This window comes from Lentilactobacillus kefiri, from assembly GCF_009739535.1.
GTDB lineage: Bacteria > Bacillota > Bacilli > Lactobacillales > Lactobacillaceae > Lentilactobacillus > Lentilactobacillus kefiri.
Genome location: NZ_CP029971.1, coordinates 1259278 through 1274235, shown reverse-complemented (window position 1 = coordinate 1274235; position 14958 = coordinate 1259278). Strand labels below are relative to the sequence as shown.

Genomic DNA, 14958 nt, shown 5'->3' with positions numbered 1-14958 from the left:
GATTTCATTCCGGAGTGCATTTTTTTTGCCTAAACGTGCTACGCAAGCCAACCTCGGCCGCTTGCTGGGCACTCTAATCAAGATGAGCTGAGTTTTGAAGTTGAATCATATCATAATAAAAGCCATGCTTGGCCAACAATTCATCATTGGTTCCCCGTTCAACAATCCGTCCTGATTCAAGTACCAAAATCAGATCCGCATTTTGAATGGTCGAAAGTCGGTGGGCAATTGCAATTGTCGTTCGGCCTTCTTGGAGTCGTGCCAACCCGGTTTGGATAATCTGTTCGGTTTCCGTATCAATGTTTGCGGTTGCCTCATCCAAAATTAAGATCTTCGGATCAGTTACCAATGTCCGAGCAAAGGAAATCAACTGTCTTTGACCACTGGAATAGCTGGCTCCCCGTTCGATCACTCGAGAATCATATGCGTCAGGTAGGTCTTCAATGAATCGATCTGCTTGAACAAAGTGGGCGGCATCGCGAACCTCCTGGTCGGTTACTTCTTTATTAAACATCCGGATATTTGATGCAACCGTTCCATAAAACATGAATGGTTCCTGGAGAACCAGTCCCATTTTTTTACGAAGCTCCTGGATAGAATAATCCCGAATGTCCCGATCATCAATCAAAATCTCGCCTTTACCAAATTCATAAAAGCGCATCAAAATATTAATCATCGACGTCTTACCACTACCGGTTTCACCAACTAGTGCAATGGTCTGACCAGGTTGGGCAACAAATGAAATATCATGAAGAACATCATTTTCACCATCATATGAAAATGTCACGTGTCGAAATTCAATTTTCCCACAGGTAATGGTTGCCTTGGGGTCAACGTGTTGTTGAGGTTCATAGGTTTGATCATCCATAATCCGTAAGACTCGAGAACCGGCAACCACACCATCTTGGAAGTCACTTAAACGATCCATCATTTGAGACATTGGGTTATAGAAGTTGGACAGATAGGTGATGAATGCGTAAATGATACCGGCAGCAACGTAACCATGCAGACCGCGAACACCAAACATCCCCAATGCCAAGACTGTTCCTAATGCATAAAACAAGTTAATAATTGGATTCAACAGTAAGGAGTTGATCCGAATCATCGCCTGCCGGGTATCGTAATACTGCTGGTTGGTTTCGCTAAATTCATGATTAATCCGTTTTTCTTGACGAAACTGCTGAACCACACTGATACCGGTAATTCCTTCAGCCAATTTAGCGTTTAACAGACTCAAGCGTTCCCGCATCCGTCGATAAACCCGGGTACTATACCGCTGATAGTACCAAACGGTTACAAATAGAAACGGCATAAATACTAACAGCCACAACGCTATTTTGGTATCTGCGAAATACATTGCCACAAATGACGAAACCATTGCCGAAATCGTGACAACCAAACTACTGAACAACGCCCAAAAGTTTGCGAACGCCATGGTATCATTTGTCAATCGAGACAGGATTGAACCGCTGGGCGTTTGATCGAAATATCGCATTCCCAAGGTGTGCAGTTTTGCAAACAGTTTGCGTCTGGTGTTTTCAAGCATATACTCAGCCCCCATCTCATAAAGATAGGTTTGAGCAAACTGCATCACGGCCTTCGTCAGCATCCCAAAGAAGTATAGGCCGGCAAAGAACCACATCATTTCAAAGTCTACGTTGCCAACTACCAAGTGACTATCCATATAAGTCTGAATGATTCTTGGCAAGAGAATATTGACAATGGCAACCGCAATCGCAAACACAACTGAAAAGTAAAAATACCATTTATAGGGGGCAGCATATTTAAACAGCCGCCAAATAATATGCATCTGTTGTCTAACCGGAATTGATTTCGACCAAGCAGACTGGTGCTTTGATGAACTGGCCATTACTTGTTGCCTCCCTTCACTTTGGTTTCCAATTCTTGACGCTCAAACATTTCATGGTACCAACCACCACGCTGCATGAGTTGATCATGCGTTCCGCGTTCCACAATTCTGCCGTCATCGATAACCAATATTTCATCGGCATTCATGACCGAACTTAGCCGATGAGCAGAAATAATCGTTGTTTTATCCGAACGTTCTGCGTGGAGGTTTTCCAAAATTTGAGTTTCCGTTTCCGCATCAACCGCCGACAAAGCATCATCCAAAATCAATAATTCAGGATTGATCAATAATGCTCTGGCAATCGAAAGTCGTTGTCGCTGACCACCGGATAATGAAATTCCCTCTTCACCAACGGCTGTATCATAGCCATCCGGCATCGATTGAATTTGATCATAAAGATCACTCTTCTTGGCAGCTTCTTCAACTTCTTCCTGAGTTGCATCAGGACGGGCAAAACGAATATTTTCGCGAATACTTTCAGAGAATAGGAAGGTATCCTGTGAGACATAACCAATCGCGGGAATTAGAGCATCCATCTTATACTTTTTGATGTCGATTCCGCCAAACTTGATTGTCCCTTCATAGTTATCAAATTGGCGCAAGATGAGCCGCAGAATCGTACTTTTCCCGGAACCAACCTTACCAACCAAGCCAACCGTTTTGCCAGATGGAACTTTAAAGTTGATATTTTCCAATGCAATTCGTTTATCATTCGGATAAGAGAATCGTTTAATATCATAATCAATTTCACCTTTTGGCTGCGTGGTCACACCATTTGGATCATCGATTACTTTCGTCTTTTCATTAATCAGGTCCATCACCCGGTCATAGCTGGCATTTCCACGTTCCAACGTGTTAAACAGCATTCCAACGGCAAACATCGGCCAAATCATCATTGCCAAGTACGAAACGAAGGAAACCAGAGAACCGATTGTAATCGTGCCGTTTGTGACCAAGTAACCACCGTAAACGATCGTGATCACATAGGATAATGCAATAATCATTGTCGTCATTGGATCAAACAGCGAATCAAGATAATTTACCCGTCGGTTGATCTTGATGGTTTTGGCAACTTGATTGTCAAAATCCTGCATATCCTCTTTCTGTTGACCAAGGCCTTTAATCACCTTGATACCCGTAATACTTTCTTCACCCTTATTATTCAGTCGTGAAAAAGCAGCTTGAGAATTTCTGAATGCAACATGCATTTTGCTTCCCAAGAATCTGGACATCACTGCCAATAGTGGGAACGGGACAATTGCGATTAACGTTAGACGCCAATCAATCAGCGTAATCATCGCAATCAAAGTCGTTCCACCAGTAATCATAGAATCGGCAAACTGTAAAATTCCACCACCGGCAACTCGCTGAATAGCTGACAAATCGTTGGTAGCATGAGCCATCAGATCCCCAGTTCGGTATCGTTGGAAAAACTCATGATCCATGCTGGTGTAATGAAAGAACAATCGATTTCTCAACACTTTTTCCAATTTAGCAGCTTCTCCCCAAATAGCGGTTCGCCACAAATACCGGGCGCCATATTGGGCAAAAGACACAATTGTCAGGACAATCAGCAAACCAATGAGATATTTAGCTGTCAACTTTCCATCATGAATTGAATCGACCAAGTTACCAATGATTCGTGGCGGAACAATTCCGACCAGTGCCGTCAGCAGCAAGCCAAATAAACCAACCAGGTAGATTTTCCATTCCCGCTTGAAGTACCAGCCCAGCTTAACAAATATACTCATGATTCCACCTCTAAATTAGAAATTAATTAAATAAAATAATTTTAGCACAAAACTCATATTTATAACACTGTTAGCATTGCTTATAAATGGTTATAGTGTTACTATTTTGACATCAATTATCATCAAATTCTAATCAATTAGAATAGGAGGAATGCTATGTTTAGTGAAATTGGTCAATTAATATTCGACAATGAAGCCGTTGCGAAAACATCGGATTTTACCATGGGGATCGAAATTGAAATGCAGCGAGTCGATGAGAACGGGAATTTAAGCCAAGAGCCCTATCCCGCTGGAGCTGGCGACGAACAAACCAATCCATGGATTACCAACGATTTCTTGGAAACAATGTCTGAGGTCGTCACACCACCGGCTGCCCATGCATTGGACGCGATGCATTATTTATTCAACATCAATAACGCCTTACGAACAGCGCTATCTCCTGGTGAACTGTTGTGGCCCTTATCAATGCCGCCACGGTTGCCTAAGGACAAGAGCAAAATTCCACTGGCCAAAATGGGTCCCAAAAAAGAGGCTTACTTAAAAGAGTGGCTGAAACGCCATGGCTTCTCTCATGGAACCCCATGTGGTGCCCACATCAACTTGAGTATTGATCCTCACATTTTTGATTTAGTTTTAGCCAACATGAATGATCGATTTAAATCTAAAATTGACCTTCAAAATTATTTGTATGCCAAGATTGCCCAAGGATTTCTACGTTACCGCTGGGTCATTACATATCTGTTTGGCGCAAGCCCGATAGCCGAGGCAAATTATTTTGATCCTGGTAAAGGCCCCAAAGCACCTATCAGAAGTATTCGTCAGAGTTCACATGGGTTTGGCAATCCATTTGCGGGAGATTATACCAACGTCCAGCGATACGTCAACCGAATTGAAAAGGGAGTTGCCGACGGTAAATTAATTTCAGATTATGAATTTCACGGTGCCGTTCGGTTTAAGGGAAATTCGAATCTCAGTTAGTTGCCAAAGACCGGCGTGAAGTACCTTGAGTTAAGAATGCTTGATCTTGACCCCAGCAGTTCGGTGGGGATTAGAACTAATACGTTACGGTTCATCCGTTTAATGGCCAGTTACTTCATCATGTCTCCGGCAATGAACGCGGATGAAGTGGAGAAAGTCATTGCCCGTTCGGATAAAATGAATGAGGAAGTTTCCGAAGAACATCCAAACGATGTTTCAAAATACCAGGCAAATGCCCGGGCATTTTTACAAAGTCTGGAAATGTATTCCAACAAGATTCAGCTTGGCCCCGAATATCAAGAAGAACTTCAGGATCTCCAAGATCGGGTAGAGAACCCATTGACAACCCCAAGTGCGAAATTGATTACCCACTTGAAGGATGGGTCGCTAGAAGAATATGCGATCAAACGAGCCAAGCGGTACCAACAATCCGCCCTCCAGTCAATTCGGCCATTCAAAGGCTTTGAAAGCAACGCCGAACTAACGGCAAATGACTTGGAGAAAGAACTATTTAAGGGCAGTTGGGAACCCGGTAAAGCAAAAGATAAGAAATAAAACAATTTTATGTTGACAACAATCAAAATATAACGTAACTTTATTCTTTTGGAGTACAATAATACAAACAGATTTAAAGTGAGTTATGAGGAGGGGATTATATTGCGCCCAAGAATCGCATTACCTGCAGACACTCTTGCCGAGGCAACGAATGTTATTAATGAACGAAACGCTGCGTTCGCACCGCGACCAGCCATTGAAGCCATTGTTAAATCCGGTGGCGTTCCAGTTATTTTTCCAAGTGTTAATCCAGAAGATGTACGCGATTATATGACACTGTTTGACGGCGTCTGTTTTCTTGGTGGTGCAGATGTTGACCCTACTTTCTATGGCGAAGAGCCTTTTCAAAAGTTGGGAATGACCTACCTCAAGCGGGATTTATTTGAAATCGAATTATTGAAACAATCAGTCACTGCTGGTAAAGCCATTATGGGCATTTGCCGTGGCATGCAGCTGATTAACGTTGGTCTCGGTGGAACACTCTATCAAGACCTGTCACAGGACCTTCACGCAACATTAAAGCACTCACAAGAGGCACCAGGTAACATGCCGTCCCATCACGTGACAGTTGATCCAGATAGCCGTTTAAACGACATCATTGGACCACGGCCATACGTGAACTCTCGACATCACCAGGCAGTTAAAGATGTTGCCCCATACTTGAAAGTAACTGCCAGAGCAGATGATCAAGTGATTGAAGCAATCGAATCCATTAATAACGACCAAATTCTTGCAGTGCAATGGCATCCCGAAAACATTTATAAGCATTTTGAAGATTCACGTAAACTGTTTAAGGATTTTATTGATCGAAGTCAAGTTGTAGCGGATAAAACCAGAAAATAAAAAATGAGAGGTAACTTTACGCAAAAGTTACTTCTCTTTTTATTTATGCTTGCTATGGAGTTCACTCCAGGGTTTAAAGTATACTTGTTAATTGAAATATGGAGGTGTGCGACACATGAATAGCAAGAAGGTTTCTGAATTATTGGGCGTCTCAACCGACACGCTCAGGTATTACGAGCGGATCGGAGTTATTCCCCCGGTAGAACGGGATCATAACGGATATCGAAATTACAAAACAAATGATCTTAACTGGATTTATCTGGCTAAAAGTCTCAGGGGAGCCGGCCTGTCGATTGAGTCATTAATCGAATTCGCAACCCTTGCCCGAAAAGGCGGATCAGTCCGAGCTGCCCAAAAGGAAATCCTTCATGAACAACTGGATACTTTGAACAAAAAGCTTGTCCAAATGACCGAAACTCGAGCAATGCTTCAGTATAAAATCGACACTTTTGACGAGCATCTTGCAAAATTTGATTCTGGCCAAATGACGAAAGATAACACTGAAGAATTGTGGGAGAAACCATTTTTGAAAGATGATAAAGGAGAAAAATAATATAACAGTTCCAACATTTAAACTAAACAACGGCATTGAGATGCCAGCAACCGGTTTTGGCGTGTTCCAAATTGAAAATAACGGTACGAAGAAAGCTGTTTTAGACGCCCTATCCGCGGGTTACCGTCTGATTGACACTGCCCAAGCCTATGGAAATGAAGCTGAAGTTGGCGAAGCAATCCAAGAATCCGGCATTCCCCGTGACCTATTATTTGTGACCACTAAAGTCTGGGTCAGTTCGACTGGTTATGATGCAACCAAAAAAGAATTTGAGGAAGCATTGATCAAGCTCAAGCTGGACTATCTGGATTTATATTTAATCCATCAACCATACGGTGATGTCTACGGCTCATGGCGGGCAATGGAAGATCTCCAAAAAGAAGGTAAAGTTCGCGCCATTGGGATCTCTAACTTCAACGCTGATCGATTTGTGGATCTTACTCAACACAATGATGTCACCCCTCAAGTTAACCAAGTAGAGCTAAACCCTTGGTTCCAGCAGCAAGACGAACTGGATTGGATGAAAAAATTGGGTATCCAACCGGAAGCTTGGGCACCATTTGCAGAAGGCAAGCATGGTTTGTTTACAAATGATGTGTTGAGTCAAATTGCTGACAACCACAAAAAGGGTGTTGGCCAGGTTGTATTGCGTTGGCTTTATCAACGTGGGGTTGTCACATTGGCCAAATCGGTCCACAAAAAACGAATGGAACAAAACATCAACATCTTCGACTTTGAATTAACGAGCGAAGAGATGAAGCTGATTCAACAATTAGACATGAAAGAGTCCGCGTTCTTCGATCACCGGGATCCTAAGATGGTTGAACGCTTAGGTGGCGGTGGCCGCTGGGAGGAATAATCCCTAAATTAAGAAGCGTTCCACCAAAAGTTTTGCTTTTGGGGAACGCTTCTTTATTTATACCAGGATTTAATTCTAACGGGAATGCCTTTTTTCAAAGTTGCCAAGATCCCCTGTTGCTCATTCTTGCTCAGGGACTCAAAACCAATGGCCGGATTGTGGATCAAATCATCTTGGTAACCTTTGGCAAACTTTAGCAGCTGTTTAAAAGCCTTATCTGGATTTTCACTCAGCCAATTGATCAAACGCCCACTTGGAGTGAGGACCGGATCATCAATCATCTCTTGTAATTTAAAACACAAATGCTGGGAATTAAATGGAATGACAACTTGCGCACTAAATTTCTCAAGTTGATCAATAAATGCGGATGCTTCATCATGATATGCGCTGGTTTTCAATGGATCTTCCAGTGCCACCTGATCATTTTTTTCGCACGCTTTGGCAATATCCTGATCTGCGGACTTCAAATCAAATGGGCGCTTGTAGATAAAGTAGGCAAACATCAGTCGAACCAAATCGACAGCATCTTCTGAAACGCCTAATGGCTCAAATGGATCCAAATCATAGATTCGAAGTTCAATATATCCAATGCCATCGGTAAGCAGTTTTCGAACATCATCACTACCCTTGAGCCGCACTGTCCCGTAGTATTCACGTTGAGCAATAAGCTTTTGATCATCTACCGCTTTCAAAATACCGTCAACGTATTCCTGCACACTTTGATAGCTTGATATAAAGCCATTTCCAAACCCAAAATGGGAATTTCTCAGGGATCTCACTGCATGTTTGGGAACCCCTGCGTCATTTGGAAAGTAATTATCAAAGGCATATGGCGTTGCACCAAATAAGTATGTGAACAGCCAACGATAGCGCATAAAGCCCACTGCTGCCTGCAGATACAACTCGTTAATATTGACGTCTGGCTCTTTAGCTTTTAAGTCACTCATCGCCTTTTTTGTAAAACCAATATTAACATGGACACCTGTTTCTGCGGTTTGCGCCAGTTTGCGAATTTTCGCAACCCGTTTCCGATACTCATAACTTTCTTGATCGGTTTTCGCAATCACAATATCTGAGTGGTCTGACTTTAACTTAGGGGGCATGCTATATGGCCAGAGATACTCCTTACTCTTCAACTCACTTCTGAGGGCTTGATGATAAACTCCTAAATACTTTAACCCTTTAACAGTTGTTTTAGTGGGAGGAGTAATCAGTTCGGACTGTGTTTCCAAAAAATCATTTTTTATAAATTTATGCTGCTTTTCATTTAGTAACCCTTGTGGATATGATTGATGGCTTAGTTCACCCTTTGAATCGATACGATGGGTTTCAACTTCCAAGCCAACCGTTGAATTAATAAAATCAGAGACTACTTTTGACTGTTTCATTAGATTACCCTCCTTACCAAAAAGCGCCCGCACAACACCGGATTGTGGGGACGCTTCGCAATTGAGAGACTGCCAACCACTTTTGACATCATTATTCATCGTTTAAAGGCATAAATCAACAATCCTAACCTTTACTGTAATTCTCAGGCTTTCCCATCACGCCAAATAGACGTTGCCTTAATTCATTGGCATTCATATCCGGCTTTTCTTCGAATCCGGTAAATGGATTTGGATTTTCATGAGCCCGATTTTGATAACGATTGGCCATTGCCAATCCATATGACATCAATGAACCGTCGACCTCGTGATCACACAGAGTGGCAGCGGGTGTCAGATTGGGGTTATCAAGGCGATCCTGCATGGTATCCAGAACTTCTTGATATTCCGGTCCCCATTGAATTTGGGCACCAAACATTTGCAGTTTATCCAAGAAATTTTGAGATTCATGGTGATAAATTGTTTGCTGGGTTGGACTTTCCATTGCGACAACTTCATTCATTGCCCGGCCTTGTTCGAGCTTCAAATTGATTTTGTCATCACTTTCCAAAGTCGGCATCATCATAAAGTAGCTGAGTAAAATTCGGAAGAATCGGATGGCTGATGTCCGAACCCCAAGGGCAGTCGTCGGATCCAAATCAAGCATTCGAAGTTCGATGTAGTCAGTTCCATTTTTCACCATATTCGTTAGATCGCCGTGCATTGTCTTTAACCTAACACTGGAATGATATTCCGCTTCACTAAACAAATTGCCGTCAGCAATGTTTTTTTCGATATTTTTGACGTAATCAGGGACACTTCGATAGTTATGGGTAACATCTGAAGTTAATCCATAATTTGATGAACGAATACTGCGAACTTCTCGTTGAGGTTGATCTTCATCCGGCTTAAAGAAGTTTTTCTCGGCAATTGGACTGTTGCCAAATAAATAGGTAATCAGCCAACGGTAATAATCAAAGCCTTGAGCAATTTTGATATAGAGATAATTAACAAAGTCGGCATATGAATCATACTGACTCTGGACAGCCTGCCAAACAGTCTTCAAAACACCATCGTTGATACTGACATTCAGATGAACCCCAACTGGAATTCCCTGCGTATCGCTTCGAGTCTTAATCCATTTCTCATAGTAAGCTTTTTGATCAGGATCAACGTCGGCAATTGGAATCGTGCTCTTATCTTTGGGCAAAACCGGCGGCATACTTAATGGCCATAATAATTCATTTGGCTCCAAGGCATTCCTCAAGGTATCATTTAGGGCCATCAAATAATGCATGGCATCCAGGGACTTCCGAGCTGTTGGCGTGATAATTTCACTCTGAATTTGATAAACATCCGTTTTAATAAAGTGGTTCTTGCGCTGATTACCAAGTGCCTTTGGATAAGGCTCCTTCGTTAATCGCCCCGCAGAATCAATTCGAATCGTTTCAACTTCGATTCCCATGTTAAAGTCGCTGGCTTTCGCCACAATTTCATTGTTGAAGATAATCTGGCCTATTGTGTCAAACATTGGCAGGCCTCCTTTTTTATTTTATCATTAAATATTAATGATACTTTAACGCAATTCACTTTATTTTACAAAGGGTTATTCTAAAACCATTATCTTTGTAATATAATTATTGCATTGTGGATTGGAGGTGAATTTTGTGAAAAACATGAAGCTTAGAGGGATTATGCTGGCAATTCTTGGACCTTTATTATGGGGGATCTCAGGAACGGTTGCTCAATTTTTATTTAAAGATATTCATGTCAGCTCACACTGGCTAGTTTCAGTGAGAATGCTGATATCCGGAATATTATTAGTCATTTATGGCATGCTAGGCAACCGAAGTGCCGAAATGGCAGTATGGCATCATAAAAAAGATTCGATGAGTCTCATCTTCTTTAGCTTCGTTGGAATGGCGGCGTCACAATATACATATTTCATGGCAATTGAGGCGGGAAATGTCGCAACGGCAACCATCTTACAATTCCTATCACCTGCAATTATTATTATTTACCTGGCGCTGTGGACCCGCCGTTTTCCCCGCAGAATCGATGTATTATCCGTCATCATGGCATTGTTGGGGACAATCCTATTGGTTACCCACGGCCGGTTAACGACACTGACAATGCCTCTGGGAGGCTTTCTATGGGGTCTCGGAGCAGCAGTTAGTTCGACGTTGTACACATTATTGCCACGATACCTCCTTAAAAAGTATGGGTCGATCCCAATTGTTGGCTGGTCAATGCTGATAGGTGGTGTTTCATTCAGTATTTACTATAAAATTTGGGACGATATGCCGGCTTTCAGTTGGACAACATATGGCAGTATCGGCTTTGTGGTGATTTTTGGGAAAATGTTGGCTTATCTCTTTTATCTTCAAAGTTTGCGCTTCATAACGCCAACAACAGCGAGTGTGCTTGGCTCATTTGAACCTTTATCGGCAACTTTCCTATCGATTGTCTTCTTGGGCGTCAGCTTTGGACTGCCTGAAACATTCGGTGCGGTACTTATTCTAGGAACGGTTGGTGTGCAAGCGTGGGCTGCTTATACAACAAATCCTAATACGAGTGTATAGAAAAAAAGCTACCAAGATTTTATTATCTTGATAGCTTTTTGAATTATTTTTCAAATACATATTCTTCTCGATCAACCAGCAAACCAACGAAGGTCATAACAAAAGTGACCAATAACAAGAAAATCAAAACTGCAAACCAGTTTGTAGTCAGTCCATGCATCCAGCCACAAATCATTGGTCCGGTTGCAGCTAGGAGATACCCAAATGACTGGCCCATACCGGAAACCGAAGCCGTTTCATTTGGTGTTCTTGTCTTCAATGAGAAAAGTGTCATTGCCTCACTAAAAGCGATATTTGTGGATAGTCCCAATAATATACATGCAATAACCGCAAACCAGAAACTCTGACCTGCCAGCATTAACGATCCCAGTCCCACAATGAATAGGCCTGAAATTGTCCAAATCATAATCGATTGTTTTGCAACTGAACTAATAATTCTCGGAACGACAAATGAAATTGGTAAGGCAACCAGCTGAAGCAGCCCTAATAAGTAACCTGCAGTATTTTGGTTAATTCCTGATGCCATCAAAATTGGTGGCAACCAGGTCAAAATCGAATAAAATAATAACGACTGGAGTCCCATAAAACCACCTAATGCCCAAGCTAATGGCCGTTTCCATACACTGCCTTGCACCTCAGGATTTAAGGAATTGCGTTTTGCTTTCTTCACGGTTGTCTTTTTACCAGAGCTCCGCAACACTAAGGCAACGACAATCGTAATAACTGGAATAACAGAAACAAACTGAATCATTGTCTGCCATGTAATCAAATGACTGATAACCGCACTGAACCCAGCAGAAACTGAACTGGAAAGTGAAAGTGCAAAGACATACATCCCTGTGTATGTTCCAATCTTCATTGGAAATAAATACGATACCAAGGTCGGAGCGAGAACATTTAACATGGCAATTCCACCACCGATTAAAATCGTTCCGCAAATGAGACTGGTGAACGAATACACTCGAATAAAGTTTCCAACGGTCAGCAGCAACAAATCGACGATCGTAACCGGCAGAATACCGAAACGTTTGATAAAGTACGTAACGGTTGGTGACAAGATTCCAAAACAAATCAATGGAATTGTCGTCAAACTACCGAGAAACCATTCCGGCATACTAAAGGTATTTTGAATGTTGGTTAAAATTGGCGGTACAATCGTAATCGCCGTCCGCATGTTGGCACCTACCAGAAAAATCAGGAGGGCACCTAAAAATACTTTTTGACGATTTGTTACGGGGGTCTCTTCTCTCATTATTAAACTCTCTCCTCAATTAAATTATAGCTGTTTAGCTAATATCCTCATCTTTCTTCCCATCTGATCCACTGAAGTATCAATTTGTTGATACCCAACTTTTTCATAGAGACCAACATGCTTTGTCACAATGTATGCTTTATGAAAACCAGTTTGCTTAATTTGTGATTCCGCCAACTTAACTAATGTTTGACTGAGTCCTTTTCCACGGTATTGCTCACTCACAAAGACGAATGCGATAAATGGTGAATATCCGGTATTCTTAACAATATCTTCTTGAACAACCGCACAAAAGCCGACTAAATGATCGTGATCCATTAAAACAATGACCCGCTCCCAGTCAGACAAGCGACCACCCAGCATTTCGTTTGCCAAGTATTTGCCCGCAGGCCAGGAAACATCACCAATTAGTTTGGCAAAATGGCTCCACATGTCATCTGAATCATCTAAAATATAGGTTTCCATGGTGACCTCCTCTTACAATTTCGTGAAATCGTAATTCAATTATAGACCACTAACCAAATTTTCAAAAATTGTTTTCAGAAAAACTGTTAAAATAATACTATATTACGCGTAAAGGAGTAACGTTATGAAAAGAATTGCGGTCTATTGCGGCGCTTCAACTGGAAATAAAGACATATACATAGATGCGACCAAATAGCTTGCTTCATGGCTGGTTCAACACCATATCGAACTTATCTATGGCGGTGGCGGAGTTGGCCTAATGGGAATTCTTTCCGATCAGGTTCTCTCTGAAGGTGGCCAGGTTCATGGTGTTACCACCAAACAATTAGTTGCGCGGGGAGCAGAGTCACCACGATTAAAGGGCTTGGCAGATTTAACCATTACCGACAATATGTCCGCCCGAAAAGCAGAGATGATGAATATCTCTAACGGATGCATTGCCCTTCCCGGTGGGATCGGAACGCTTGAAGAAATTACTCAGGCATTTTCCTGGGCACGTTTGGGAGACAACCCCAATCCTTGCGTCTTTTACAACGTCAACGGTTATTATGATCCCTTGGCACAAATGTTCGACAAGATGACAAGCGAAGGATTCTTATCTGCAGAGGACCGCAAAAAAGTCCTCTTCTAAGATTCACTGGATGAGATATACAGCTTCATGACCACTTACGTTCCACCGAAGATTCGCCAATATAAAAAGTAAAAAAAACGGCTGCGATTAACTCGCAGCCGTTTTATGTTATGACTTATAAACTACTTTCCCGTTCCATTAATTCGGTCGCAATAACCGTCAACTCAGGAACCTTCTTGGGATCTTTAATTCTATCTGTTAACATTTCAATTGCCCGCTCGCCCATCAATTCAGTATGAACATGCACAGTTGTCAGTGCCGGGCTGGTATACTTGGCAATCGCCACATTGTTAAAACTGATGATGCTGACCCGATCCGGAGCCTTGATGTGTTGCTGCTGAAGCGCTCGTAACACACCAACAGCCATTGAATCGCTGCCGATCAAGAACGCATGGGGCAATTTGTCTCCCAATTGTTTGATTGCGAGATTCATCAGTTCAAAACCAGAATCCGGCCCAAATGGTCCCTGAAACACAAACGCGTCATTGAACAATCCTTTTTCCGACAAATATGAATCAAAAGTGGAAACCCGGGGATCGCGAACCCCTTGCTTTTCAGTGACAGTATTTTCTTTCCCGGCAATCATCCCAATATCTTTGATACCACGATCGATAAACCGGTCAATGATCTTACGAACAGGTGATTCAAAATCGCTTCTTATACTGTCACAATCGTACGACAAATAATTCTCCCCAATGAAAATTAGTGGAACCCCATACGATTTCAAGCTCAAGACTTCGGTTTTATCAAACTTACCAACGGCAATCATACCGCTAAGAGTCTTGACCCGATTCTTATCAACCGACTCAAATGTGAGCTTTTCCACGGCAGTACCCAAACTGGCAGCCTTATTTTCAATGCCATATTGAATCTGAAGATAATAAAGGTCGGATAACTCTTCTTTATCTGAATGCCATTGAATAATGCCAATCTTCTTATTGTCTTTTGGAACGTGACGATTTCGTTTCTTATATTGTAGCTTTTCTGCAACTTCCAAAACTCTTCTTCGTGTATTTTCCCCCACAGAAGGGGTTTCATCAAAGTTCAGAATGCGTGAAACCGTTGATATTGAAACGCCAGCTTCACGCGCAACATCTTTAATTGTTGTCATTTGATCACCATCATATTCATCTTTGAATTTAACTTTAATTACAACGCTTCCGTTACAATCTGATTTAAGTCTAACACTTCCGATAATTAATGATGCTTGATTCCATGAGAAACAAAAACCATGGATACTAATACGTATCCATGG

At 42.0% G+C, this 14958-nt stretch carries 11 protein-coding genes and 2 pseudogenes; 6 read left to right on the top strand and 7 right to left on the bottom strand.

Annotated elements, in window-relative coordinates:
• Positions 1 to 73 precede the first annotated feature (73 nt).
• Together DNL43_RS06060 and DNL43_RS06055 are read right to left on the bottom strand one after the other, a co-directional pair.
• Positions 74 to 1870 (bottom strand): ABC transporter ATP-binding protein, encoded by a 1797-nt coding sequence (locus tag DNL43_RS06060; protein ID WP_056983067.1) that lies wholly within the window; start codon positions 1868 to 1870, stop codon positions 74 to 76.
• The gene (locus DNL43_RS06055) at positions 1870 to 3621 is read right to left on the bottom strand and encodes an ABC transporter ATP-binding protein (protein WP_056983065.1); all 1752 of its coding nucleotides are present in this window, start codon (positions 3619 to 3621) and stop codon (positions 1870 to 1872) included. The genes DNL43_RS06060 and DNL43_RS06055 overlap by 1 nt, the downstream gene beginning before the upstream one ends.
• Before the next feature lie 156 nt (positions 3622 to 3777).
• Between DNL43_RS06055 and DNL43_RS06050 the strand changes: the two are divergent.
• The 4 genes and pseudogenes from DNL43_RS06050 to DNL43_RS06035 all read left to right on the top strand — a co-directional run bounded on the left by DNL43_RS06050 (position 3778) and on the right by DNL43_RS06035 (position 7409).
• A pseudogene (locus DNL43_RS06050) lies at positions 3778 to 5154 on the top strand (glutamate--cysteine ligase).
• Positions 5155 to 5256: 102 nt separating this feature from the next.
• Positions 5257 to 5997, top strand: coding sequence for a gamma-glutamyl-gamma-aminobutyrate hydrolase family protein (locus tag DNL43_RS06045; protein WP_054768755.1), 741 nt, complete (start codon positions 5257 to 5259; stop codon positions 5995 to 5997).
• A 115-nt stretch (positions 5998 to 6112) separates the two neighbouring features.
• Positions 6113 to 6550 carry a MerR family transcriptional regulator gene (locus DNL43_RS06040; protein ID WP_054768756.1) on the top strand — a complete coding sequence of 146 codons (438 nt, stop codon included), beginning with the start codon at positions 6113 to 6115 and terminating at the stop codon, positions 6548 to 6550.
• Positions 6531 to 7409, top strand: coding sequence for an aldo/keto reductase (locus DNL43_RS06035; RefSeq protein ID WP_056983063.1), 879 nt, complete (start codon positions 6531 to 6533; stop codon positions 7407 to 7409). Before DNL43_RS06040 ends, DNL43_RS06035 begins: the two co-directional genes overlap by 20 nt.
• Positions 7410 to 7462: 53 nt before the next feature.
• On the opposite strand, the gene DNL43_RS06030 is transcribed toward DNL43_RS06035, so the two are convergent.
• Positions 7463 to 8797 (bottom strand): glutamate--cysteine ligase, encoded by a 1335-nt coding sequence (locus DNL43_RS06030; protein WP_056983061.1) that lies wholly within the window; start codon positions 8795 to 8797, stop codon positions 7463 to 7465.
• A gap of 124 nt (positions 8798 to 8921) precedes the next feature.
• Positions 8922 to 10304: a glutamate--cysteine ligase gene (locus DNL43_RS06025; protein ID WP_056983060.1), complete on the bottom strand. Its 1383-nt coding sequence runs from the start codon at positions 10302 to 10304 to the stop codon at positions 8922 to 8924.
• A gap of 136 nt (positions 10305 to 10440) precedes the next feature.
• Here DNL43_RS06025 and DNL43_RS06020 point away from each other — a divergent pair, with 136 nt between their 5' ends.
• Positions 10441 to 11355, top strand: coding sequence for a DMT family transporter (locus DNL43_RS06020; protein WP_056983058.1), 915 nt, complete (start codon positions 10441 to 10443; stop codon positions 11353 to 11355).
• A 43-nt stretch (positions 11356 to 11398) separates the two neighbouring features.
• On the opposite strand, the gene DNL43_RS06015 is transcribed toward DNL43_RS06020, so the two are convergent.
• Positions 11399 to 12607 (bottom strand): MFS transporter, encoded by a 1209-nt coding sequence (locus tag DNL43_RS06015; RefSeq protein WP_082619765.1) that lies wholly within the window; start codon positions 12605 to 12607, stop codon positions 11399 to 11401.
• Positions 12608 to 12631: 24 nt separating this feature from the next.
• Positions 12632 to 13072, bottom strand: a complete 441-nt coding sequence (locus tag DNL43_RS06010; protein ID WP_054768757.1) for a GNAT family N-acetyltransferase — start codon at positions 13070 to 13072, stop codon at positions 12632 to 12634.
• Between the two features lie 124 nt (positions 13073 to 13196).
• Here DNL43_RS06010 and DNL43_RS06005 point away from each other — a divergent pair.
• A pseudogene (locus DNL43_RS06005) lies at positions 13197 to 13775 on the top strand (LOG family protein).
• Between the two features lie 43 nt (positions 13776 to 13818).
• Here DNL43_RS06005 and DNL43_RS06000 read toward each other — a convergent pair.
• A complete protein-coding gene (locus tag DNL43_RS06000) occupies positions 13819 to 14814 on the bottom strand; it encodes a LacI family DNA-binding transcriptional regulator (RefSeq protein WP_054768806.1) in 996 nt (331 codons plus the stop codon).
• Between the last annotated feature and the right edge of the window lie 144 nt (positions 14815 to 14958).